This is a genomic window from Rhodococcus koreensis (assembly GCF_900105905.1).
Taxonomy (GTDB): domain Bacteria; phylum Actinomycetota; class Actinomycetes; order Mycobacteriales; family Mycobacteriaceae; genus Rhodococcus_F; species Rhodococcus_F koreensis.
Map to the genome: position 1 here is coordinate 4772011 of NZ_FNSV01000005.1, position 21967 is coordinate 4793977.

At 67.8% G+C, this 21967-nt stretch carries 23 protein-coding genes; 10 read left to right on the forward strand and 13 right to left on the reverse strand.

Going from position 1 to position 21967, the window contains the following annotated elements; genetic code table 11:
• Positions 1 to 37 precede the first annotated feature (37 nt).
• The 4 genes from BLV94_RS26340 to BLV94_RS26355 form a co-directional block, all read right to left on the reverse strand.
• Positions 38 to 688 carry a GntR family transcriptional regulator gene (locus BLV94_RS26340; protein WP_072943589.1) on the reverse strand — a complete coding sequence of 217 codons (651 nt, stop codon included), beginning with the start codon at positions 686 to 688 and terminating at the stop codon, positions 38 to 40.
• Positions 689 to 804: 116 nt separating this feature from the next.
• Positions 805 to 1797, reverse strand: coding sequence for a transketolase family protein (locus BLV94_RS26345; RefSeq protein ID WP_072943591.1), 993 nt, complete (start codon positions 1795 to 1797; stop codon positions 805 to 807).
• 1 nt (position 1798) lies between these two features.
• Positions 1799 to 2686: a transketolase gene (locus BLV94_RS26350; protein ID WP_072943593.1), complete on the reverse strand. Its 888-nt coding sequence runs from the start codon at positions 2684 to 2686 to the stop codon at positions 1799 to 1801.
• Positions 2683 to 4074, reverse strand: a complete 1392-nt coding sequence (locus BLV94_RS26355; protein WP_072943595.1) for an MFS transporter — start codon at positions 4072 to 4074, stop codon at positions 2683 to 2685. The genes BLV94_RS26350 and BLV94_RS26355 overlap by 4 nt, the downstream gene beginning before the upstream one ends.
• Positions 4075 to 4312: 238 nt before the next feature.
• Between BLV94_RS26355 and BLV94_RS26360 the strand changes: the two genes are divergently transcribed.
• The 3 genes from BLV94_RS26360 (at position 4313) to BLV94_RS26370 (ending at position 6955) form a co-directional block, all read left to right on the forward strand.
• On the forward strand, positions 4313 to 5086 hold the full coding sequence (locus BLV94_RS26360) for an SDR family NAD(P)-dependent oxidoreductase (protein ID WP_072943597.1): 774 nt from the start codon (positions 4313 to 4315) through the stop codon (positions 5084 to 5086).
• A 145-nt stretch (positions 5087 to 5231) separates the two neighbouring features.
• Positions 5232 to 5654, forward strand: a complete 423-nt coding sequence (locus tag BLV94_RS26365; protein ID WP_072943599.1) for a YciI family protein — start codon at positions 5232 to 5234, stop codon at positions 5652 to 5654.
• A complete protein-coding gene (locus BLV94_RS26370; protein ID WP_072943601.1) occupies positions 5627 to 6955 on the forward strand; it encodes an RNA polymerase sigma factor in 1329 nt (442 codons plus the stop codon). The genes BLV94_RS26365 and BLV94_RS26370 overlap by 28 nt, the downstream gene beginning before the upstream one ends.
• Here the strand turns inward: BLV94_RS26370 and acmB are convergent.
• From acmB to BLV94_RS26390, 4 genes are all read right to left on the reverse strand, one after another.
• The gene (gene acmB, locus BLV94_RS26375) at positions 6935 to 8137 is read right to left on the reverse strand and encodes a methyl acetate hydrolase AcmB (protein WP_072943602.1); all 1203 of its coding nucleotides are present in this window, start codon (positions 8135 to 8137) and stop codon (positions 6935 to 6937) included. The two genes, BLV94_RS26370 and acmB, sit on opposite strands and share 21 nt — an antisense overlap.
• A gap of 192 nt (positions 8138 to 8329) precedes the next feature.
• Positions 8330 to 10714, reverse strand: a complete 2385-nt coding sequence (locus BLV94_RS26380) for an ATP-binding cassette domain-containing protein (RefSeq protein ID WP_072943604.1) — start codon at positions 10712 to 10714, stop codon at positions 8330 to 8332.
• A 62-nt stretch (positions 10715 to 10776) separates the two neighbouring features.
• Positions 10777 to 11187 (reverse strand): VOC family protein, encoded by a 411-nt coding sequence (locus tag BLV94_RS26385; RefSeq protein ID WP_072943842.1) that lies wholly within the window; start codon positions 11185 to 11187, stop codon positions 10777 to 10779.
• A 5-nt stretch (positions 11188 to 11192) separates the two neighbouring features.
• Positions 11193 to 11642 (reverse strand): helix-turn-helix transcriptional regulator, encoded by a 450-nt coding sequence (locus BLV94_RS26390; RefSeq protein WP_072943606.1) that lies wholly within the window; start codon positions 11640 to 11642, stop codon positions 11193 to 11195.
• Positions 11643 to 12041: 399 nt separating this feature from the next.
• Here BLV94_RS26390 and BLV94_RS26395 point away from each other — a divergent pair, with 399 nt between their 5' ends.
• From BLV94_RS26395 to BLV94_RS26405, 3 genes are all read left to right on the forward strand, one after another.
• Positions 12042 to 12743 (forward strand): RNA polymerase sigma factor, encoded by a 702-nt coding sequence (locus tag BLV94_RS26395; protein WP_072943608.1) that lies wholly within the window; start codon positions 12042 to 12044, stop codon positions 12741 to 12743.
• 3 nt (positions 12744 to 12746) lie between these two features.
• Positions 12747 to 12971 carry an anti-sigma factor family protein gene (locus BLV94_RS26400; protein ID WP_072943609.1) on the forward strand — a complete coding sequence of 75 codons (225 nt, stop codon included), beginning with the start codon at positions 12747 to 12749 and terminating at the stop codon, positions 12969 to 12971.
• Between the two features lie 120 nt (positions 12972 to 13091).
• On the forward strand, positions 13092 to 13385 hold the full coding sequence (locus BLV94_RS26405) for a hypothetical protein (protein ID WP_072943611.1): 294 nt from the start codon (positions 13092 to 13094) through the stop codon (positions 13383 to 13385).
• A gap of 82 nt (positions 13386 to 13467) precedes the next feature.
• On the opposite strand, the gene BLV94_RS26410 is transcribed toward BLV94_RS26405, so the two are convergent.
• Positions 13468 to 14484 (reverse strand): Lrp/AsnC family transcriptional regulator, encoded by a 1017-nt coding sequence (locus BLV94_RS26410; RefSeq protein WP_072943613.1) that lies wholly within the window; start codon positions 14482 to 14484, stop codon positions 13468 to 13470.
• A gap of 85 nt (positions 14485 to 14569) precedes the next feature.
• On the opposite strand from BLV94_RS26410, the gene BLV94_RS26415 reads away from it, so the two are divergent.
• From BLV94_RS26415 to BLV94_RS26430, 4 genes are all read left to right on the forward strand, one after another.
• Positions 14570 to 16048: an MFS transporter gene (locus BLV94_RS26415; protein ID WP_072943615.1), complete on the forward strand. Its 1479-nt coding sequence runs from the start codon at positions 14570 to 14572 to the stop codon at positions 16046 to 16048.
• Positions 16049 to 16082: 34 nt separating this feature from the next.
• Complete coding sequence (locus BLV94_RS26420; protein WP_072943617.1) at positions 16083 to 17477, forward strand: amidase; 1395 nt, start codon at positions 16083 to 16085, stop codon at positions 17475 to 17477.
• A gap of 37 nt (positions 17478 to 17514) precedes the next feature.
• Positions 17515 to 18921 carry a M20 family metallopeptidase gene (locus BLV94_RS26425; protein WP_072943618.1) on the forward strand — a complete coding sequence of 469 codons (1407 nt, stop codon included), beginning with the start codon at positions 17515 to 17517 and terminating at the stop codon, positions 18919 to 18921.
• 127 nt (positions 18922 to 19048) lie between these two features.
• The gene (locus BLV94_RS26430; protein WP_072943620.1) at positions 19049 to 19513 is read left to right on the forward strand and encodes a nitroreductase family deazaflavin-dependent oxidoreductase; all 465 of its coding nucleotides are present in this window, start codon (positions 19049 to 19051) and stop codon (positions 19511 to 19513) included.
• A gap of 58 nt (positions 19514 to 19571) precedes the next feature.
• Here the strand turns inward: BLV94_RS26430 and BLV94_RS26435 are convergent, their stop codons facing one another.
• The 4 genes from BLV94_RS26435 to BLV94_RS26450 all read right to left on the reverse strand — a co-directional run bounded on the left by BLV94_RS26435 (position 19572) and on the right by BLV94_RS26450 (position 21943).
• Positions 19572 to 20093 carry a universal stress protein gene (locus BLV94_RS26435; protein ID WP_072943622.1) on the reverse strand — a complete coding sequence of 174 codons (522 nt, stop codon included), beginning with the start codon at positions 20091 to 20093 and terminating at the stop codon, positions 19572 to 19574.
• A gap of 10 nt (positions 20094 to 20103) precedes the next feature.
• Positions 20104 to 20469, reverse strand: a complete 366-nt coding sequence (gene crcB / locus BLV94_RS26440) for a fluoride efflux transporter CrcB (protein WP_072943623.1) — start codon at positions 20467 to 20469, stop codon at positions 20104 to 20106.
• Entirely contained in the window at positions 20466 to 20957 is a 492-nt protein-coding gene (locus tag BLV94_RS26445; RefSeq protein WP_072943843.1) for a fluoride efflux transporter FluC, read from the reverse strand. Before BLV94_RS26445 ends, crcB begins: the two co-directional genes overlap by 4 nt.
• 206 nt (positions 20958 to 21163) lie before the next feature.
• Positions 21164 to 21943, reverse strand: coding sequence for an NAD(P)-binding domain-containing protein (locus tag BLV94_RS26450; RefSeq protein ID WP_072943625.1), 780 nt, complete (start codon positions 21941 to 21943; stop codon positions 21164 to 21166).
• Between the last annotated feature and the right edge of the window lie 24 nt (positions 21944 to 21967).

Genomic DNA, 21967 nt, shown 5'->3' on the forward strand with positions numbered 1-21967 from the left:
AAGCGTGCTCCCGCACTCTTTGCCACTCACGTGGGGGTCAGGCAACCAGGTTCGCCGAGGCCCAGTCCATGTGCGTCTGAATCGCTTTGGCCGCTTCGTCGGCGTCGCCGGTTTCGATGGCGTCGACGATGGCGCTGTGCCGGCCGACGTCCATGTTGCCGACGGCGCGGTCGAGGCCGGCGAACATGATCGACATCCGGATGGATCCCTCGAGAGAGATCCAGGAGTGCAGGAGTGTGTCGTTGCCGGTCAGCGAGCACATGGTGCGGTGGAAGTTCAGGTCGGCCTCGATGCGAGCCTCGAGGACCGCGGTGTCCATGACGTCGAGGGCAGCGCGCAGTTCCGCGATGGCGGTGGTGCGGTCGGCCAGGCCGGCGAGTTCCCGGACCGCCAGTGCCTCGAGGGCGGCGCGGACAGCGAAGATGTCGCGGATCTCCTTGGAATCGAGGTGCCGCACGTACAGGCGACCCCGCGCACCGGCGGAGATCAAGCCCTCTTGCTGGAGTTGCCGCATCGCCTCGCGGAGCGTGCCGCGGCTGATCTGCAGCATCTCGGACAGTTCCGTCTCCACGAGCGGGCTGCTCGGCGCCAGTTCCCCACTGGTGATCGCGACCCGCAGGGCGGCGACGGCCTGCTGACGGAGGCTGGTCTTCTCCAGCCCGAGCAGTGCGGCGGGTTGTCCGGCCATGGGTGCCTCCGTGGGGTCGGCGATCAACTGTCGACAGCGGTCTGTTGACAGCAACCTGTTGACAGCCATCGTACGGCCCTCGCCCCCGGACCCGCGGCGAGGGCCGTACGTGCAGGTCATCCCAGTTCGTCCAGCACCTTGGCGACGATCCGGTCGGTGCTCAGGCCGTACCGATCGTGCAGGGTGGGCAGGGCGCCGGCGTCGAGAAACTCGTCCGGGAGGGCGATCGGCACGACACGCTTGCCGAGTCCGGCCGTGACGACGGCGGCCGCGACGGTTTCGAAGAGTCCGCCGATCACGGTGTGGTTCTCCAGCGTGACCACCAGGCGGTCGGTGTCGATCTCGGCCAGGACGGTCGCGGCATCGAACGGTTTGATCGTCGGCGTGTGCACGACCCCGACGTCGACGTTGTGCCCGGCCAGCCGATCGGCGGCCTGCAGCGCGCGCATCGTCATCAGCCCGCTGGTGACGAAGACGACGTCGTTGCCGCCGCGGAGCACCTTCGCCTTGCCCAGCTCGAACGTGTAGTCGTACTCGTCGAGCACGGTCGCGACCTTCCCCCGCAGCAACCGCAGGTACGTGGGACCGTCGGACGCGGCGAGTTGCGGGACGGCCTGCTCGATGTCGATCGAGTCGCACGGGTCGACGATGGTGAGGTTGGGGATGCCCCGGAAGATGGCCATGTCCTCGGTGGCCTGGTGGCTGGGCCCGTATCCGGTGGTCAGGCCGGGGAGGCCGCCGATGATGTTGACGTTGAGGTTCGGTTCGGCGATGTCGAGGCACAGGAAGTCGTAGGCGCGGCGTGCGGCGAACACCGAGTACGTGGACGCGAACGGCACGAGGCCGGTCTCGGCCATCCCGGCGGCGGCTCCGAGCAGAAGCTGCTCGGCCATCCCCATCTGGAAGAAGCGGTCGGGGAACTCCTGCGCAAAGATGTGCATGTCGGTGTATTTGGCGAGGTCGGCGGACAGCCCGACGATCTTGTCGTTCTCCCGGGCAGCCTTCACGAGGGCGTGCCCGAACGGTGCGGACGTGGTCTTCTGGCCGTCGTCGACGAACGAGGCGATCATGGCCGACGTCTTGAGCTTCGGCTTGCTGGCGGTGGTCATGTCAGGCGTCCTTGTTGTCGAAGCCGGCGGTGAGCTGGTCGCGGCAGATCTGCCACTCGTGTTCGTCGATGCGCATGAAGTGCGCCTTCTCCCGGGACTCGAGCAGGGGCACACCCTTCCCGACGCGGGTGTCGCAGAGAATGATCGACGGTTTGCCGTCGGATTCGGCGGCGGCGTTGTCGAACGCGCGCACCAGCGCGGTGACGTCGTTGCCGTCGACGCGTTCGACGTGCCACCCACAGGCCGCCCACTTGTCGTGGACGGGTTCGGTGCTCAGCACCGTGGAGGTCGCACCGTCGGCCTGGAGGGCGTTGATGTCGACCATCGCGGTGAGATTGCCGAGCCGGTGGTGGTGGGCGCCCATGGCCGCCTCCCACGTCGAGCCCTCGTCGAGTTCGCCGTCGGACAGGAAGTTGAAGACGCGGGCGGTGGAGTGCTGGTGGCGCAGCCCGAGCGCCATCCCGACCGCGATGGTGAGGCCGTGGCCGAGGGAGCCGCCGGAAATTTCCATGCCGGGGGTGTACGTGGACATCGCCGACATCGGCAGCCGGGAGTCGTCGGAGCCGTACGTCTGCAGTTCGCTGCGGGGGATGATTCCGGCCTCGGCGAGTGCGGCGTAGAGGCCGATCGCGTAGTGGCCGGTGGAGAGCAGGAACCGGTCGCGGCCTTCCCACGCGGGATCGTCGGCGCGGTACCGCAGTCGGTCGGCGTAGACGGTGGCGAAGATGTCGGCGGCCCCGAGCGCCTGCCCGACGTATCCCTGGCCCTGTTCCTCACCCATGTCGATGACGTTGTGCCGCATGCGGTACGCGAACTGCTCGACGGTCGCGATGCGCGACGCTTCACTGGTCGTGTCTTCGGCCGCGGTGGTGGCGGTTGTGATGGTCACAGGAGTTCCTTTTCCTTGCGGATCGTGGGCGTGGTGCCGGTCGACGTCGGCGCGTCGGCGCTTTTGGAATCGGCGCGCTCCGCGGCCTCGGCGGCGAGGCGACGTTCGGTGGGTCCCCAGGTCTCCCTGGTGATCAATGCCGCCCACAGTCCGATCAGGGCGTACGTGCTGAACAGCAGCGCGGGGCCCCACCAGCCGAAGGAGACGAACAGCAGCGTGGTGACGAAGGGCGTGAAGCCGGAGACCATCGCCGAGATCTGGTAGGCGAGGGACGCTCCCGAGGCACGGCGCGAGGCGTCGAAGAGTTCGGGGAACCACGCACCCTGCGCTCCCGCCAGCGAGTTCTGGCAGACGCCGTAGGAGATCACGATGGTGGCGATGATCAGGACGAAGAGACCGGTGTTGACCAGAAGGAACATCGGAATTCCGAACAGTGCGGCAAAGGCGCAGGACGCAATGTAGAGGGGGCGTCGTCCGATGCGGTCGGTGAGCCGGGCCCAGGCGACGGTGGCGAAGATGCCGATCGCGGACGCGATGCACAGGGCGACGAGGGTTTCGGACTTTCCGGCGAGACCCTGGTTGTGCAGGTACGAGATCATGTACGTGATCGACACCGCGTAGCCCGCCGTCTCGGCGACTCGAAGACCGATGCCGCGCAGGATGTTTCGCCAGTCGTATTTGATGGATTCGAGCACCGGCGACTTGACGATGTCGCCTTCGTTCTTGACGTCCTCGAAGACCGGGGACTCGGGCACCTTCGACCTGATGACCAGGCCGACCATGACCAGGACGATGCTGGCGAGGAACGGCACCCGCCAGGCCCAGTCGCCGCCGAGGTGCACGCTGAACAGGAACACCAGATTCGCCAGCAGCAGCCCGACGGGGAAGCCGGCCTGCACGATGCCGGTGAACTTGCCCTTGGATTTCCAGGGGGCGTGCTCGTAGCTCATCAGGATCGCGCCGCCCCATTCGGCGCCGAAGGCGAGGCCTTGGATGACACGGACGAGAACCAGCAGCACCGGCGCGATCAGCCCCACCTGCGAATAGGTGGGCAGCAGGCCGATCGCGAAGGTCGCGAGACCCATCGCGATCAGCGACGCCACCAGCACCGGCTTGCGGCCCAGCTTGTCGCCGAGGTGCCCACCGAGCACGCCGCCGAGCGGGCGCGCTGCGAAGCCGACACCGAGCGTCGCGAACGCCGCGAGTGTTCCGGTGACCGGATCCGCGCCGGGAAAGAAGGCCGTACCGAAGTACAGCGCCGCGGCGGTGCCGAACCCGATGAAGTCGTAGGTCTCGATGACGGCACCCACGGAGGAGCCGATCGCTACGCGCCTGGCGTCCTTCGTGCCATGGACAGGACCTCGCATCCTGAGTGTTTCGGTACTCATGGGGACTCCTCTTCGGGCTGCCGGTTTCTACGATTGCCGCGGATTTGTTGACTGTCAACAGTGCGGTGTTCACAGTGTGATCCGAGCCACGTTCATCTGTCAACCGTTATCCGACGACGGTTGACTGTTAACAGTTGATCGATTTACTGTGGTGGCAGTCACCTACCGCGTCGTCGACCGGCTTCCTGCACTCCACCGCAGGCCGGGACCCGCGATCCCAGCTACACGAGGAGCGATCATGTCGTCCATCCAGCGCACCGCCGTCATCACCGGCGCCACGTCCGAGCGCGGTATCGGTCTCGCCACCGCCCGCCGCTACGCCGAAGAGGGCTGGGCGATCGTCGTTCTCGACCTCGACGGCGAGAAGTCCGCGAAGGCCGCCGCCGAGATCGGGAACGAGTTCGGCGTCCCCGCGTTCGGTCACGACATCGATGTCGCCGACGAGCAGTCGGTCCAGCGGGCGCACGACGCCGTCGCCGCCGAGGTCGCCGGCGGAAACCTCCCGGCCGTGGGGGCGCTCGCGAACATCGCCGGCATCACGTCGCCGGTGCCGTTCCTCGAGACCACGCTCGAACTGTGGAACAAGGTGATGGCGGTCAACGCCACCGGCACCTACCTGGTCACCCGCGCGTTCCTGCCCGCGATGATGGACAACGGGTGGGGCCGCATCGTGAACATGTCGTCGGTCTCCGCCCAGCGCGGAGGCGGCGTCTTCGGGAAGGTTCCGTACTCGTCCGCGAAGGCCGCGGTCCTCGGTTTCACCAAGTCCCTCGCGCGGGAACTGGGCGACAGCGGGGTCACCGTCAACGCCGTCACCCCGGGTGCGGTCGACACCAGCATCCGGGTCGGCAGCACCGCCGAGCAGGAGGCCGCGCTCTGCCGCGACATTCCCCTCGGCCGGGTCGCGACCACCACCGAGGTGGCGGCGGTCATCACCTTCCTGTCCTCCCAGGACGCCGCGTACCTCACCGGCACCACCGTCGACATCAACGGCGGCAGCCACCTGCACTGACCGGATACGTGAGTGGCAAAGAGTGCGGGAGCACTCTTTGCCGCTCACGTGAAGGTTTTTTGAAGGTGTGTCGATCCATGCCACCCCCCGTTCGACCTGAGGATGAGAAGGTCCAAGAGGGCCCCGACATCCAAGGAGACGAACCATGAAGTACATGCTGATCATGCGCGCCACGGACGAGACCTTCGCGGCATTCCAGGACGCCGACTTCGGCGAGATCATGGACGCGATGGGCAAGTTCAACGACGAGATGATCCGGGCGGGCGTGCTGCTCGCCGCCGAGGGCCTGGACCCCGACCCCGAATCGGGTGTCGTGGTCGACTACTCCTCCGAGACTCCGGTGGTGACCGACGGCCCCTACGGTGAGACGAAGGAGTTGTTCGGCGGCTTCTGGATGCTCAACGTGGCATCGAAGGAGGAGGCCGTGGAGTGGGCGAAGCGTGCCCCGATGGCCGGTCCCGGTTCGAAGGCGGAGATCCGCCGGGTCACCACGATCGACGAGTTCCCGCAGGACAACGAGTGGATTCAGAAGGAGCGGGCGTGGCGCGAAGAGACCGGCCAGCTCTGAGCGGGTCGGCGGGCGGCGGCCACACCGGGCGTGAGGCCGTCGCCGCCGTCTGGCGGATCGAGTCGGCGCGGATCGTCGGTGCGCTCGCCCGGTACACCGGCGATTTCGCGCTGGCCGAGGACCTCGGTCAGGAGGCGCTGGCGGAGGCACTCGTGAGCTGGCCACGCGACGGCATTCCCCACAACCCGGCGGGATGGTTGCTCACCGTCGGCCGCCGCCGCGCGATCGACGCGTTCCGTCGGCGCGCCGCCCTCGACGAGCGGTACGCCGTCCTCGCCCACGAACTGGGCGAGGGCGGCGCCGTCTCGGGTCCCGCGCCCGCCGATGCGGCCCGCGGCACCGGCGACGTGCTGTGGGATCCGGACCAGATCGACGACGACATCCTGGCGTTGATGTTCATCTCCTGCCACCCTGTGTTGTCGCGGGAGGCGAGGGTGGCGCTCACGCTGCGGGTGGTCGGCGGTCTGACGAGCGACGAGATCGCGAAGGTGTTCCTCGTCCCGACCGCGACTGTGCAGGCCCGGATCACCCGGGCGAAGAAGACGCTCGGCGCGGCCCGGGTGCCGTTCGAGGTGCCGCCCGCCGGGGAGCGGGCCGAGCGGCTCGGCTCGGTGCTGAGCGTGATCTACCTGATCTTCACGGAAGGGTCGTCGGCCAGCTCCGGCGGCGACCTGATCCGCGTCGACCTGGCGAGCGAGGCGCAGCGCCTCGCCCGGGTGCTGACCCGGCTCGTACCCGACGAGCCCGAGGTCCACGGCCTGCTCGCGCTGCTCGAGCTGACCGCGGCGCGGTTCCCGGCCCGCACCGGGGCGGACGGTGAGCCGGTGCTGCTCGAGCAGCAGGACCGCCACCGATGGGACCGTTCCGCGATCCGGCGTGGACGAGCCGCCCTCGCCCGCGCCGAACAGGTCGGCCGGGGCCTGGGCGCCTACGGCCTGCAGGCGGTGATCGCCGAATGCCATGCCGTCGCGCCGTCGGTCGACGCGACGAACTGGGAGCGGATCGTCCTCGTCTACGAGGCACTCGGCCGGCTGGCGCCGTCACCGGTGGTCGACCTCAACCGGGCGGTGGCGGTGTCCATGGCCCAGGGACCGGCCGCGGCGCTGCCGATCGTGGACGAACTGGTGGCCGCGCAGGCGCTGTCGAACTCGCACCTGCTGCCCAGTGTTCGCGGCGAACTGCTCACCCGCCTGGGACGCACCGGCGAGGCGCGGACCGAACTCGAGCTCGCTGTGACGCTGTGCGGCAACGAGCGCGAGCGGACCGTGCTCGAACGGAAACTATCCGACCTGGACGGGTGACGCGAGCGGGGCGTGCCGGTAGGCCGCCGTCTCGAAGTCCAGGTAGCCGCCGAACGAGACGGGGTCGGCGAACGGCAGGATCTGTGTGGCCCAGTACCCGGCGATTCCGGTGCGACGATCGATCCAGTAGTACGAGTTTGCGAGCCCCGCCCACCCGAGTGACCCCCGCGGACGGCCGGTGGGTGCGTCCTCCTCGTTCACCATGAACGTGTACGCCCACGACTTACGCTGTCCGGGAAAGAATTCGGCGTCGTTCGTGAGGGACGGAATCACGGCCGGCAGCATCCCGACCTCCTGACCCTCCAGACCGTTGCACACGGCCGCCTGCACGGTGTCGGCCCGCAGTAGTCGTCCACCGGGCGCGTCGCCGTCGTTCAGCCACATCCGCAGGAACTTCAGGTAGTCGCCGACCGTCGAGTACAGGCCGTGCCCGCCCATGTGGATTTCCGGGTCCTGCGGGAGCACCAGATCCAGTGGGGTGAGCCGGCCGTCCTCCTCCCGCTGGTGGATCGTCGCGCGCCGGGCCGCCATCGACCCGGTCAGGGTGAACGACGTGTCACGCATGTCGAGCGGTGCGAAGACCCGCTCGGCCATCACCTCACCGAGTCGCTTGCCGCGGATCGCCTCGACCACCTGACCGGCCCAATCGATGTTCGTCCCGTACTGCCACTTGGTGCCCGGATCGAACAGCAACGGCGTCTTCAGCGACGCCCTACTTGCCGTGATCACGCTGGGCTGGTCGTGTTCCACCCCCAGCCGGTTGTAGGTCTCGTCGAAGAAGGCGTATCCGAACCCGGCGGTGTGCAGCAACAGCATCCGGGTGGTGATGTCGCGTTTCGGGGCCCGCAGCACCGGGTCGCCGTGGTCGTCGAATCCCTCGATGACCTGGATGTCGCCGAGTTCGGGAACGTACTCGCGGGCGGGCGCGTCGAGGTCGAGCAGCCCTTCTTCGGCGCACTGCAGCACCGTGGTCCCGGTGATCGCCTTGGTGGTGGAGAAGATCGCGAAGACGGTGTCGGTGGTCATCGGTTCGCCGTCCGCGACGGACCGCACGCCGGCCGCACCCTCGAACACCGTCCGGTCGCGGTCGGTCACCATCGCGACCACTCCGGGGACCCGTGGCGCATCGTCCGCGGTGACGTCGTCGAGAACCTTGCCGAGCGCGGCATTGAGATCGGACATTCCACTCTCCTGTCGTGTCTGTGGTCACTGGCGGAAAGTGACGCTAGGACCGACGGGAAGGTGGGGACGTCTCTGTTCGGCAGGGCACGTCTCGGTTCGGCACTATCCGGTGGCGGGCGTCACAGTCGCGGCGCGACCGGCACACGGAAAGGCCCCCGGCTGCCGTGGGCAACCGGGGGGCCGACGCCGTGGTCAGGAGCCGACGTACGCCGCGAGGTGCTCGCCGGTGAGGGTGGAGCCTGCGGCCACCAGATCTTCCGGCCTGCCCTCGAAGACGATCCGGCCGCCGTCGTGGCCTGCGCCGGGGCCGAGGTCGATGATCCAGTCGGCGTGCGCCATGACCGCCTGGTGGTGCTCGATGACGATGACCGACTTGCCGGAGTCGACGAGCCGGTCGAGCAGCCCGAGCAACTGTTCGACGTCGGCGAGGTGGAGGCCGGTGGTCGGCTCGTCGAGGACGTAGATCTCACCCTTGTCGGCCATGGCGGTGGCCAGCTTGAGCCGCTGCCGTTCGCCGCCGGACAGCGTGGTGAGCGGCTGCCCGACGCTGAGGTAGCCGAGTCCGACGTCGGCGAGCCGCTGCAGAATCTTGTGCGCCGCCGGGATCCGTGCCTCGCCGGCGCCGAAGAACTCCTCGGCCTCGGCCACCGGCATCGCGAGCACTTCGGCGATGTTCCGGCCGCCGAGTTTGTACTCCAGCACCTCCGCCTGGAACCGCTTCCCCTCGCACTCCTCGCAGGGGGATTCGACGGTGGCCATCACGCCGAGGTCGGTGTAGATGACGCCGGCGCCGTTGCAGGTGGGGCAGGCGCCCTCGGAGTTGGAGCTGAAGAGCGCCGGCTTCACACCGTTGGCCTTCGCGAACGCCTTGCGGATCGGTTCGAGCAGTCCGGTGTAGGTGGCGGGGTTGCTGCGCCGGGAACCCTTGATCGCGCCCTGGTCGATCGACACCACGCCGTCCCGGTCGGACACCGAACCGTGGATCAGCGAACTCTTGCCCGAGCCCGCCACCCCGGTCACGACCACCAGCATGCCGAGTGGGATGTCGACGTCGACGCCGCACAGGTTGTGGGTGTCTGCGCCGCGCACCTCCAGCGCCCCCGACGATTCGCGGACGGACGACTTCAGCGTGGCGCGGTCGTCCAGGTGCCGTCCGGTGAGCGTGTCACTGGCCCGCAGACCCTCGACGGTGCCCTCGAACACCACCTCGCCGCCCTCGGTGCCTGCGCGCGGGCCGAGATCGACGACGTGGTCGGCGATCGCGATCGCCTCCGGCTTGTGCTCGACGACGAGCACCGTGTTGCCCTTGTCGCGGAGTTGCAGCAGCAGGCCGTTCATCCGCTGGATGTCGTGCGGGTGCAGGCCGATGGTCGGCTCGTCGAAGACGTACGTGACATCGGTGAGCGAAGAGCCGAGGTGGCGGATCATCTTCGTGCGCTGCGCCTCTCCGCCGGACAGCGTGCCGGACGGCCGGTCGAGCGAGAGGTAGCCCAGGCCGATTTCCGTGAACGAGTCGAGGAGGTGCTGCAGCCCGGTGAGCAGGGGCGCCACCGACGGTTCCTTCAGGCTCCGCACCCAGTCGGCGAGGTCGCTGATCTGCATCGAGCAGACGTCGGCGATGTTCTTCCCCTTGATCTTCGACGATCGCGCACCCTCGCTGAGCCGGGTGCCGTCGCAATCGGGGCAGGTGGCGAACGTGATCGCCCGCTCCACGAACGCGCGGATGTGCGGCTGCATCGCGTCGACGTCCTTGGCCAGGAACGACTTCTGGATTTTCGGGATCAGGCCCTCGAACGTGATGTTGACGCCCTCGACCTTGATCTTGGTCGGCTCCTTGTAGAGCAGGTCCTGCAACTGCTTCTTGGTGAACTTCGAGATCGGCTTGTCCGGGTCGAAGAAGCCGCAGCCGCGGTAGATGCGGCCGTACCAGCCCTCCATGCTGTAGCCGGGAATTGTCAGCGCGCCCTCGTTCAGCGACTTGCTGTCGTCGTACAGCGCAGTCAGGTCGAAATCGGTGACCGATCCCCGGCCCTCACACCGCGGACACATGCCGCCGGTGATGCTGAAACTGCGCCGCTCCTTCGTCTGCTGGCCCCCGCGCTCGATGGTGACCGCGCCCGCGCCGGAGATCGACGCGACGTTGAAGGAGAACGCCTGGGGCGAACCGATGTGCGGCTTCCCGAGGCGGCTGAACAGGATCCGCAGCATCGCGTTGGCGTCGGTGGCGGTGCCGACGGTCGAGCGGGGGTTCGAGCCCATCCGCTCCTGGTCGACGATGATCGCCGTCGTCAGACCGTCGAGCACGTCGACGTCGGGTCGCGCCAACGTCGGCATGAACCCCTGTACGAACGCGCTGTACGTTTCGTTGATCATCCGCTGCGACTCCGCGGCGATCGTGGCGAACACCAGCGAACTCTTGCCCGAGCCGGACACCCCGGTGAACACCGTCAGCCGGCGCTTCGGCAACTCGACGCTGATGTCCTTGAGGTTGTTCTCGCGCGCACCGTGCACGCGGATCAGGTCGTGACTGTCGGCAAGATGCAGCTCAGGCGACTCCGATTCCGTGGCCATGCTCATCGTGTCTCCATCTGTTCGGGCGGAGCCGCGTTCACGGTCTCCGTCGGTCGACTTGCTCGAACTCAGCGCAACTCTTGGATGCGGACCATGTTGCCCGCGGGGTCGCGGAATGCGCAGTCGCGGATCCCGTACGGCTGGTCGGTCGGCTCCTGCACCACTTCGACGTCGCCGGCCTGCAGCTTCTCGAAGGTGCTGTCGAGGTCCTTGGTCGCCAGGTTGATGGCGGCGTAGGTGCCCTTCGCCATCATCTCGACGATGGTCCGGCGTTCCTCGTCGGTGACCCCGGGGTCGGCGGCAGGCGGGTGCAGGACGATGGAGGTGCCGGGCTGGCCGACGGGGCCAACGGTGATCCACCGCAGTCCGTTGTATCCGACGTCGTTGCGGACCTCGAAACCGAGGATGTCGCGATAGAAGCCCAGCGCGGCGTCCGGATCGTCCTGTGGGAGGTAGGTCTGGTGAATGGTGATGTCCATGACCATCACGATAAGTGCGGCTCGGCGACCGGCGCTTCTCTATTCCTGATCGGTCTGGTGACCTGTTTCGCGACGCACGACGGTATGCCCGCCGTCGCCTGCTCCGCGTCGCGCTTGTAGGTGCTGGGCGGCACGCCGACCAACTCGGTGAAGCGCGTGCTGAACGTGCCCAGCGACGCGCAGCCGACCGCGAAACAGACCTCGGTGACGCTGAGGTCGCCGCGGCGCAGCAGCGCCATCGCACGCTCGATGCGCCGCGTCATCAAATACGAGTACGGCGACTCTCCGTAGGCGAGCCGGAACTGGCGGCTGAGGTGCCCGGACGACATGTTCACGCCGCGGGCGAGCGCGTCCACGTCCAGCGGTTGTGCATACTCCCGGTCGATCCGGTCGCGGACGCGGCGCAGGCGCGCGAGGTCGCGCAGGTAGTGCGCCGGGGCAGGGCTGCTGGACACCTACGAAATCGTGCCACGTCGAGCGACAGTTGCCTACCCTCGCGGGTCAACTCGGCAGTGGTCGACGAGCGAGACGTGTTCGTGCGCCGCCGGGAGCCGGTCCCGCTCGGCGCCGCCGACGTGACGGGCCTCCGTTGAACCGAGTTCCTCCCAGTAGCTTTCCGAACGCGCCTGCGGAGTTCGCCGAACGTTCATGCGCCGCCCTTTCGGGATTGCCGGGTCGGGTGGTCCGTGGGGACCCGGGCCGCAGCGACCGTTGCCGATCGCCGCGGACCGCCACCACCCCTCCGAATCGAGTCTTCCCCGCACCGTGCGGTCAAGACAGGGCCGTTCGGCCCTACCCACCACACGATCGGGCGCGGACCGATCGACGGCTGTGGCCGAGGTCAGTAAGGTTATATGTCATCCGGCCGTCTCACGCGGCCACGCTTCCGGAGCACCTCGATCACCGAGGAGGAGCGGATGACGGAGATCGACACCTCGTACGAGCAGCGCCTCGTCGATTCGTTGCGGGCGCGCGACGAGTCAGCTTTCGCCGAACTGGTCGACCGGCACACGCCGATGATGCTGCGTGTGGCGCGGGGTTATGTGGCCAGCGCCGAGGTCGCGGAGGACGTCGTCCAGGAAACCTGGATCGCCGTGCTGCAGGGCATCGACCGATTCGAGGGCCGCTCGACGCTCCGAACCTGGCTGTTCCGGATCCTCGTCAACATCGCCAAGAAGCGGGGTGTCCGGGACCGGCACGATTCCGACGCCGAACTGGCCGCCTTCACGGGCAGCCCCACCGTGGACCCTGGCCGGTTCCTGCCGAGGACGGCACCGGAGGATCCACACCACTGGGCGACTCCCCCGACCAGCTGGCCGGAGTCTCCCGAGGGTTCGGTCCTCGGTGCGGAGGTCCTCGACGTCGCGAGCCGCGAACTCGAGCACCTTCCCGACCGCCAGCGCATCGTGGTCGTCTTGCGAGACGTCCTCGGCTACGACGCCGCGGAAGTGTCCGCGATGCTGTCGATCACCGCGGCGAATCAGCGGGTGCTGCTGCACCGGGGTCGCGCACACGTGCGTCAGGCCCTCGAGGACTATCTCGGAACGGGAGCGTGAGAAATGGACTGCCAGGACCTCGTCGAACTGGTCACGGCGTACCTCGAGGACGACATGGATCCCGACGCCCGGGCCCGATTCGAGACCCATCTCGGCGAGTGCTCGGGTTGCGCCACTTATCTGGAGCAGATCGAGCAGACGGTGCACACCCTCGGCACGCTGCCCCCGGAGGAGCTCGATCCGGCGCTGCGCGACCGTCTGCTCGACGCGTTCCGGGAGTGGCGCTAGCGGCGGGAGAGTTCCCGCAAAAAATAATGTCCGGCGGGGCGTAACGTTTCGCGCCCTCGCGGACACCGTTCTAGTAGCTGTGAACGCTGGGTTTGCGGCACTCGGACAGGAATTCAGACCATGAACGCCACACATTCGCACCAGGACGCCCGACGCACCCACCGCGGCTCGCTGCGGAAGCGGATCGTCACCGTGGTGGTGGCCGCGGCTGCTCTCGGCGTCCTTCCCATCGGCGCCGCGGCTGCTGTTACCCCGGTCGCCGACCACACGGTCGTAGCAGTGGCCGCCCCCGACACCGGCCGCGACATCCCCGGCGGCAACGACGACCGGACCCGCGACCGTCAGCGTGAACAGCGGCAGGAGCGCAGGGCCGAGGACATGCCCGCGATCATCTGGACCATCCCGCTCACCTGACGTTCAGCCCTTGCCGGACAACTAGTTTCGCAGCAGTCGCGGGTGCGACTGCTGCGTTCGGCGTGCAAGGTCGGGTGAATTTCTAGGCCGGGTCGTCGTGCAGTGTGGACAGCCCGGTGACGAATCCCCGGGCATCCAGCAGGCGCCCCGAGTGCACCGCGGGGCGGATGACGACGGCGCGGTCGGCGATGCGGGCGCCGGCGAGGACCTTCTCGAGTAGGGCTTCGAAACGGTTGACGTCGGCCAGGTCTCGCACCCACAGGGTCATGAGGAGGTTGTACCGGCTCGCGGTGGTCACCGCGAGCCGGACTTCCGCGAGCCGGGACAGCGTCGACCGGAGCCGGTCGATGGACGACGCAGGCACCTGCACGAAGTACCAGGCGTTGATCGGCCACCCGGTGTAGCTGCGCGCGACGTCCGTCCGGAGGACGAGGTCACCCGAGTGGCGCATCGTGGCGATGGCGTCGGCAACTCGCTGGGTGCTGACGCCGGCCTTCGCGGCGATGTCACCGGCCGGGGTCCGGCCGTCGCGGTACAATGCGCGGATGACGACCTCCTGAAGGTCGGCGGGAACCTGCCGGGCGGCACGCGGCCGCGGTGCTTTGGCCGCGGGGACCCGCTGCGCTTCTTCGTCGGAGAGTGCGTTCAACCTCCAGACACTGCCCTCCACGAGGATCTCGGTGACGAGGTGAGTACGGGCGTGGGTGATCAGACGCTGATCCCCCAGCCGGTCGATGACGAACGCCGACAAGGACTCCAGGTCCGGTCCCGCGACCACGGCGACGAGATCGCGCCCACCGGACGTGTGATCGATGGTGCGCACGATTTCTTCGTCGGCGAGCAGAAATGCGGTCTCGGCGGCCTTTCCCTGCGCGCATTCGATCTCGACGACGGCCACGGCGGGAAAGTGACGACGCTGCCCGCTGATCCACGCGAGCCCCTCTTCGGTGATCCTGGCCCAGCGCCGGGCGAGCGCGACCGGATCGGTCGCGAGAGCCCTACCCAGTTCGGTCCACGACGCCCGCGGCTCGAGTTGCAGTGCGTGAATCAGCCGTAGATCGGCGTCTCTCCGCAGAGAATCCTGATTCGGTGAAGTCACTTTGCATCAATTCCTGACATTTTACCTATCGGATTTCAATCCAGCTGAGGATACGGCCACCACACGGTTTCTGCTGGAGGAACATATGAGCACTGCGCCACACACCGGCACGAGGCGGACCACCGGAACGTCCGCGGCGGTCGGTTTTCTGATCGTCATGGAGTTCGGCAGCGGTCTGCTGCAGGGGTGGTATCCCCCGCTCCTCACGAGCATCGGACAAGAACACGGGACCTCGGCGGCAGCGCTGAACTGGGTGAATGCGATCTTCCTGCTCGCATCGGTGGCCTGCGTTCCGATCATCGCCAAGCTCGGTGACATGTACGGCCACCGCAGGATGCTCGTGGCGTCCGCAGCGGCGGTGGCCGTAGGATCCTTCGTCGTCGCGTTCGCTCCGTCGTTCGCCGTGCTTCTCGCGGGCCGCGCCCTGCAGGCCCCGCTGATCGCTTTCCTGCCTTTGGAATTCGCCATCGTCCGGCACCGCGCTCCCGACCGGGCGGGGCGCAACATCGGCCACCTGATCGGGGCACTCACCGGCGGTGTGATCGTCGGTGGTTTCGTCGCCGGCTGGTTCATGACCCGAATCGACAACCTGACGGTGGTGCTGCTGGTTCCCGGAATCATGCTGGCGCTCTGCGTTCCCGTCGCCCATTTCCTGGTGCGGGAGACGACCGTTCGCAGTGCGGGGCGGATCGACTGGGCCGGGGCGGCACTGCTGTCCGCCGGTCTGCTCATGGTCCTGGGAGGGGTGTCCAACGGCAACGCCATCGGGTGGGGAAGCCCACTGATCGTCGTCCTCGTCGCCGGGGGTGCGGCCACCCTGGTCGCGTTCGCGGTCGTCGAGAATCGAACGGTCAATCCCCTCATCGACTTTCGTGTCCTGACGAAGGGCCGGCTGGTTCTCCCGATGCTCATCGCCGCACTGCTTGGAGCCCAGTCGTTCGGTTCCCAGGCGCCCATCTCGCTGTTCTCGAGGGCCGACCCGAATGCGTACGGATACGGCCTGGGCGTGTCGGCCACGATCGCGGGTCTCCTCCTGTCGATCACCGCCACCGGCGCCTTCATCGCCTCGACGATCAGCGACCGGATCGCTCGCGCACTGACACCCCGTTATGCGGTCGCATTCGGCGCCCTCGTCAGCGGAGCCGCGTATGCGGCGATGATCGTCTCCCACGACGGCGTGCTCACCTTCTCGATCTGGTTGTTCCTGCTGGGATTCGGCATCGGAACGCTCGCCGGCGTCGTACCTGCGATCATCGTCAGCCGCGCTCCCGAAGACTCGGTCGGAATCGCCTCCGGCGTCTACAACAGCTCCCGAACGGGTGCGGGATCGATTGCAGGCGCGATGTTCGCCCTGCTGATGTCATCACTGGTCACGTCGGTGACCGTCGGTGAGAAGACGAGTTCGATCTCGTCGTTCACCTCGTACGCCACCGTCTGGGCGATCTGCGCCGCCCTCTGCATCGGCATCGCCGTCCTGTCCCCGTTCCTCGATTCGCGCCGCCCGCGGACCGCCTCCGAGACCCCCGCACCGCCTGCCGGCGAGAACGAGCCGGCACCCGCCTGATCACGTCACGTCATTCGAACGAGAGGAAATACCCATGCCCGACCAGACAATCGCCGGACGCAGCGTCGCCGAACTGAACGACGCATTCGCCGGCGGATCGTTGACACCGCTCGACGCACTGGAGTCGACCATCGCGCGCATCGCCGCCAAGGACGACACGCACCGTGCGGTCTATGTGATCGACGCGGACGAGGCCCGCGAATCCGCCAGGCGCAGCGGCGAGCGGTGGCGCAGCGGCGCCGCACTGGGCCCGCTGGACGGAATCCCGGTGACGATCAAGGAGAACACCGCGAAAGCCGGTCTGCCGCAGTCGTACGGAACCGCCGCGCGGGAACCGGTGATCGCGACGGAGAACTCGCCCGTCGTCGACCGCCTGCAGGAGGCGGGCGCGGTGGTGGTCGCCAGCACCAGCATGCCCGATTTCAGCGGGCTCGGATCCGGGGTGTCGTCCCGGCACGGCATCGCGCGCAACGCCTGGAATCCTGCCTGGAACACGGGCGGCTCGTCCTCCGGTGCGGCCGTCGCCGCCGCACTCGGCTACGCGCCGGTCAACATCGGCACCGACATCGGCGGGTCGATCCGCATACCCGCGGCGATGAACGCCGCGTTCGGTTTCAAACCGTCCTACGGGCGCGTCCCGATCAACGACACCTATCTCGGTCGCTGCGCGGGCCCGATCACCCGCTCCGTTCGCGACGCCGCCCACACGATGGCGCTCATCGCCCGCCCCGATTCCCGCGACCACAGCTCGCTCCCCGACGAATCGATCGACTGGACCGACCTGGACGTCGACATCCGCGGGCTCCGCCTCGGAGTCAATTTCGGCCCGGTGGAGGGCAAGACCGCCGACCCCGAGATCGTCGCCGCGATACGCCGGGCCGTCGCCGTGTTCGAGGCAGCGGGCGCACAGGTGGAGACCGTCGAGCCGTATCTGTCCCGGGACTACCTGAGCACCGGATTCATCCCGTTCTTCACCGCGCATCTGTGGGCGCAGATGAACGACAAGAACATCGTCGACGATCTGAGCCGGGCCGATCAGGAGATGGTCGCTGCGGTCTCGCGCATCGACTCGCTGTCCTCCCTCGAGCTCATCCAGGCGTACGACTCGATCGGGCCGTTCGTACAGGAGACCGTGAACATGCTCGGACGCTACGACGCCGTCCTGTCGCCCACCTCCGGCATCCTCGCCGGACCCGCGGAGAGCCGGATGATGACCGAGTTCGCGGGCCCGGCGAACTTCACGTCCGCGTTCAATGCCGCGGGCACCCCCGCCGCGTCGATCAACTGCGGCTTCTCGAAGGACGGACGGCCGATAGGCCTGCAGATCGCCGCCGATCGACGGCAGGACCTGACCGTTCTTCAGGTCGCCGCATGGTACGAGGCACACCGCGGCCCCGAGGCGACACCGCAGTGGAATTCCCTCGACTGATCACCCATCGACATCTCCTTCGACCGATAGGACGGACATGAGCACCACCCACGACCTCGCCCGACTGATCGACGAGCTCGCACCCCGCTACACCGCACTCAGCGATGCCATCTGGGACGACCCCGAATTACGTTGGGAAGAAACAGCATCAGCAGAACGGCACATCGAGCTGGCACGCGCGGAAGGATTCCGCATCACCCCGGCGATCGGCGGTGTGCCGACCGCGTTCAGCGCGGAAGCCGGTTCCGGTGAACCCGTCATCGCCGTCCTCGGCGAATACGACGCACTCGCCGGCCTCAGCCAGGAGTCCGGCAACCCGGAACGCACCCCGGACCCGGCCAACACCTCGGGCAACGGCCAGGGCTGCGGTCACCACCTCCTCGGCGCCGGTTCCCTCCTCGCCGCCACCGCCGTCAAGCGCTACCTGGAGAAGAACGGACTGCCCGGGACCGTCCGCTACTACGGATGCCCGGCCGAGGAAGCCGCGGCCGGGAAGACCTTCATGGTCGCGGCAGGCGCATTCGACGACGTCGATGCGTCGATCTGCTGGCACCCGGGCGACAGCACCCTCGTGCAGCGCGACCACAGTCTCGCGTACATGCAGTCGTACGTGCGTTTCACGGGCCTCGCCTCCCATGCCGGGGCGTCACCGGAACTCGGTCGCAGCGCGTTGGACGCACTCGAACTGATGAACGTGGGCGTCAATTTCCTGCGCGAGCACATGCTCTCCGACTGCCGCATCCACTACGCGATCCTCGATGGCGGCGGCCGCTCGGCGAATGTCGTCCAACCGTACGCCGAGGCGTACTACGTCGTCCGGGCACCGAATGTCCGGGAGATGCGTGCGTTGTTCGAGCGGGTTCGCAAGATCGCCGAGGGCGCCGCCCTGATGACCGAAACCACGGTGGAGATCGAGGTCGACGGGGGCTCCTCGAACCTTCTCGGCAACACGGTGCTGGAAACGTCGATGCAGGACACGCTCCTCGAACTCGGACCGGTGCCATTCGACGAGCAGGACCTCGCCACGGCGCGGCAGTTTCTCACCGACAAGCCGCTCGACATGTTCGGTACCCGAATCGAAGAGGGTGACAGCCCACTGCACGACGGCGTGATCACGTTCGACGCCGGCGCGCCCCGGCGAGTGCTCACGGGGTCGACGGACGTCGGCGACGTCAGCTGGGTCACTCCCACCGTGCAGTGCACCACCGCCTGCGTCAGCCGCGGCACGCCCGCGCACTCGTGGCAACTGGTCGCGCAGGGGAAGCTCCCCGCCGCACACAAGGGCATGGTCCACGCCGCCAAGGTCATGGCCGGATCGGCGATGAATCTCCTCACCGACGCGACCCTGCTGAAGCTCGCGAAGGAGGAGTTCCTCGAACGAACCACGGAGCAGCCCTACGATTCGCCGCTCGTCGACGGCGTGATCGCACCGCCGCTGCGGTAGGTGTGACGAGGCGGGCACTCGTCCGAGTGCCCGCCTCGGATCGATCAGGAATCGAGAAGCGCCGCTCACCGGACCGCCCGTAGCGTCATTATCGGAACACGACGGCTGGACCGATGGGAGAGAGCACATGACCACGAACAACCGAGCAGACAAGCGCAAGCCGGGTACGCCGGGTGCATTTTCGCGGTGGATGCAGCGGAAGATGAACGCCCGCATGAACCGCAAGATCCGACGCGGCCACGGCCAGTTCATGGGCATGGACGTGCTGATCCTCAACACGGTGGGCCGCCGGAGCGGTCAACCGCGGCAGTCACCCCTGGCGTGGTTCCCGGACGGTGACGACGCCCGGCTGGTCGTCGCGTCGGGCGGGGGGAGCCAGAATCCCGACTGGCACGCCAACCTGATGGCGCACCCCGGGAAGGTGTCGATCGAACTGCCCGGCAGCGACGCCGCCTCCGTCGTCCCGCAGCAACTCGAGGGCGCCGACCGTGAGCAGGCCTGGCAGCGCATCGCCGCCGCCCAGCCCCGCATCGCGAAGTATCAGAGCAAATCCGATCGTCAGTACCCGGTCATCCGGCTCACCTCACGATGACGGCGGCTCGGCAATGCCGCGGTCACCTTCACCCTGCTCGGCGGCCGCCCCTTACCGTTCAGGTCGGTACGAGGAGCACCGGTCGTCGGGCGTGGTGGACCAGGGCACCGGACACCGATTCGCCGAGGAACCGTTCCAGCAGTGACATCGCTCCGCCGCGGGAGGTGCCGATGATGATCATCAGGGCGTCGTTGGCTTCGGCGATCGTGGTCAGCAGCTGTGCCGGGTTCCCTTCCCTGGAGTAGTAGGCCCAATTGCCGGGCAGCGTGCCCAGCATGGTGCAGGCCTCACGGCGCTCGGATTCGACGGCGTCAGCGAAGCGCTGCTCCCAGTCGTCGCGGTCGGGTTCGACGGGCATGTCGTCGATATCAACGATGTGGGCGACATGCAGAAACGCCCCGAGTCGGCCGGCGAGGTCCATCGCATAGGTCAGGGCGGCGTGGCTCGCCCGGTGTCGGTCGAAGCCGACCACCAGATGGCACACCGCGGCGGTCGGTGCAGCGGGTCCGTCCACCCGCAGCGGAGTGCGCCAGTCCCGCAGATTGTCTCGGGCGACGTCGTGGTTTTCCTTCTTGGTCATCATCCTCTCCTCACACCGAGGCCAGAGCGAGGCCGATACCACCGGCGACGATCGTCACCAGCAGGGTGCCGACAGCGTTCGCTGCCCCTGTCAGATACTGCTGCCGTTGGATCAGCCGGACGGTCTCGAAACTGGCGGTGCTGAAGGTGGTGTACCCACCGCAGAACCCGACACCGACGATCCACTGCACCTGATGCGACACATCGGCGAAGAGCACCAACCCGACGACGAAGCCCAGTAACAGGGACCCGGTCACGTTGATCGTCGCTGTCGCCCAGGGGAACTCCGACGCCTTCCGGTGCCTTATCGCCCCGTCGAGCACGAACCGGGCGATGGCGCCGAGACCGCCGGCGCAGGCGATCCACACGGCGATCACTGCGCAGCCTCCGCCCGCCGCGACCGGATCCGGGCACCGGCCGCGATCCCGGCGACGGTAGCCACCAGACCAGCGAGCACGCTGCCGGCCGCGTAGGTGCCGGCCTGCCACCACTGGTGACCACGCAGGAGCAGGTCGGTATCGACGGCGAGGGTGCTGTAGGTGGTGAACGAGCCGAGCACCCCGGTCCCCACCAACAGGCGGGTCCGCTGGCGCCACCGGGTGTCCGGGCCGAGCCTGGTCAACGCCTCGAGCAGCCACCCGAGCAGGAGCGCCCCGGCGATGTTGATCGTGAACGTGGTGACCGGCCACCCACCCGCCACGGTGGGGAACCACACCCCGAGGTAATAGCGCACCGGTGTTCCCAGGAGTCCTCCTACGCCGACGGCGGCAATGGCCGCGGGGCGCACATGCAGCGGCCCCGGCGTGCGGGGTGCGGTATCGGGATCGATCGGCAGCGTCGGATTCGGATCGTGGTGACCGTGCACGGACATGCTCCTTCCACATCAGGGAAAGGAGCCATCAGCCCCGGGCTGGGGCGGTTCAGACAACCCCTTCGCGGGAGTGTCTCGGCGGAGATCCATCGCCGAAACAAACAATAGCGCCCCCTGCCGGCGGGCGCACCCCTGTCTGGTGCCCTGCGTGACCTAACCCCTCAGCCCTCCACCGACCGTCGTGGCGGTGGGAGACGAACCTAGCGGGCGCCCAGTAGTGCACGCGCCCGCAGGATCGCGTGTTCGACGTTGTCGTCGAGATCTCCCGATGGGAGCGCACCGATTTCGCCGCGGAGCAGCTCGACGTCCTTGAGCAGCAGGTCGTATTGGACATCGACGAGATTGTCGCTCATCCAGCTCTGGCCGGTCGATACCCCGATCACCTCGAGGAGGCCCGCGGCTGGCGTGCCGAGATTCTCCGCGAGATCGAGCATCCGTGCGGTGGCGGCCAGGTTGTAGGTGGCCAGCGCATTGTTGAGGAGTTTCACCAGGGCCGGCTGACCGTAGGACTCCATGCGGAACACGCGGCCGGAGATGTCGTCCAGCAGTCGGTCCTCGGCGGGGGTGGTGTCGGGTCCGGCGAGGAAGATGGTCATCGAGCCTCGGCGCGCACCCTGGGGGCCGCCCGACACGGGGGCTTCGAAGACGCGCCAGTCGTCCGGGGCCGAGGGCATGATCTTCCGAGCGTCTTCCGGCGCCAGCGTGGTGTGGACGAAAACGGTCAGCGGCCGCGTGGTGTGCTCCCGGAGCGCCGCGAAGACGGACGACACCTGGTCCGCCAGCCGCACGGCGACGTGAACGCTGTCCACGGACGGCCAGTCCAGAGCTGCCAGGTCGCTGCCGGCCGGTGACTGGGTCTCCTCCGACCACTCGCGGACGCGCTCCGCGTCGAAGTCGTAGCCGTACACCTCCCGCCCGAGTTGGGCGAGGTGTGCTCCGATGTTTCCGCCGATGGGTCCGAGCCCAATTATCAAGTGCATGAACGTTCCTCGGGTGTGAGATGT

Coding starts and splice junctions, on each gene's coding strand:
- BLV94_RS26340 (WP_072943589.1), bottom strand. CDS start 688: ATGGCCGGACAACCCGCCGCACTGCTCGGGCTGGAGAAGACCAGCCTC.
- BLV94_RS26345 (WP_072943591.1), bottom strand. CDS start 1,797: ATGACCACCGCCAGCAAGCCGAAGCTCAAGACGTCGGCCATGATCGCC.
- BLV94_RS26355 (WP_072943595.1), bottom strand. CDS start 4,074: ATGAGTACCGAAACACTCAGGATGCGAGGTCCTGTCCATGGCACGAAG.
- BLV94_RS26360 (WP_072943597.1), top strand. CDS start 4,313: ATGTCGTCCATCCAGCGCACCGCCGTCATCACCGGCGCCACGTCCGAG.
- BLV94_RS26365 (WP_072943599.1), top strand. CDS start 5,232: ATGAAGTACATGCTGATCATGCGCGCCACGGACGAGACCTTCGCGGCA.
- acmB (WP_072943602.1), bottom strand. CDS start 8,137: ATGTCCGATCTCAATGCCGCGCTCGGCAAGGTTCTCGACGACGTCACC.
- BLV94_RS26380 (WP_072943604.1), bottom strand. CDS start 10,714: ATGAGCATGGCCACGGAATCGGAGTCGCCTGAGCTGCATCTTGCCGAC.
- BLV94_RS26385 (WP_072943842.1), bottom strand. CDS start 11,187: ATGGACATCACCATTCACCAGACCTACCTCCCACAGGACGATCCGGAC.
- BLV94_RS26395 (WP_072943608.1), top strand. CDS start 12,042: ATGTCATCCGGCCGTCTCACGCGGCCACGCTTCCGGAGCACCTCGATC.
- BLV94_RS26400 (WP_072943609.1), top strand. CDS start 12,747: ATGGACTGCCAGGACCTCGTCGAACTGGTCACGGCGTACCTCGAGGAC.
- BLV94_RS26405 (WP_072943611.1), top strand. CDS start 13,092: ATGAACGCCACACATTCGCACCAGGACGCCCGACGCACCCACCGCGGC.
- BLV94_RS26415 (WP_072943615.1), top strand. CDS start 14,570: ATGAGCACTGCGCCACACACCGGCACGAGGCGGACCACCGGAACGTCC.
- BLV94_RS26420 (WP_072943617.1), top strand. CDS start 16,083: ATGCCCGACCAGACAATCGCCGGACGCAGCGTCGCCGAACTGAACGAC.
- BLV94_RS26425 (WP_072943618.1), top strand. CDS start 17,515: ATGAGCACCACCCACGACCTCGCCCGACTGATCGACGAGCTCGCACCC.
- BLV94_RS26430 (WP_072943620.1), top strand. CDS start 19,049: ATGACCACGAACAACCGAGCAGACAAGCGCAAGCCGGGTACGCCGGGT.
- BLV94_RS26435 (WP_072943622.1), bottom strand. CDS start 20,093: ATGACCAAGAAGGAAAACCACGACGTCGCCCGAGACAATCTGCGGGAC.
- BLV94_RS26450 (WP_072943625.1), bottom strand. CDS start 21,943: ATGCACTTGATAATTGGGCTCGGACCCATCGGCGGAAACATCGGAGCA.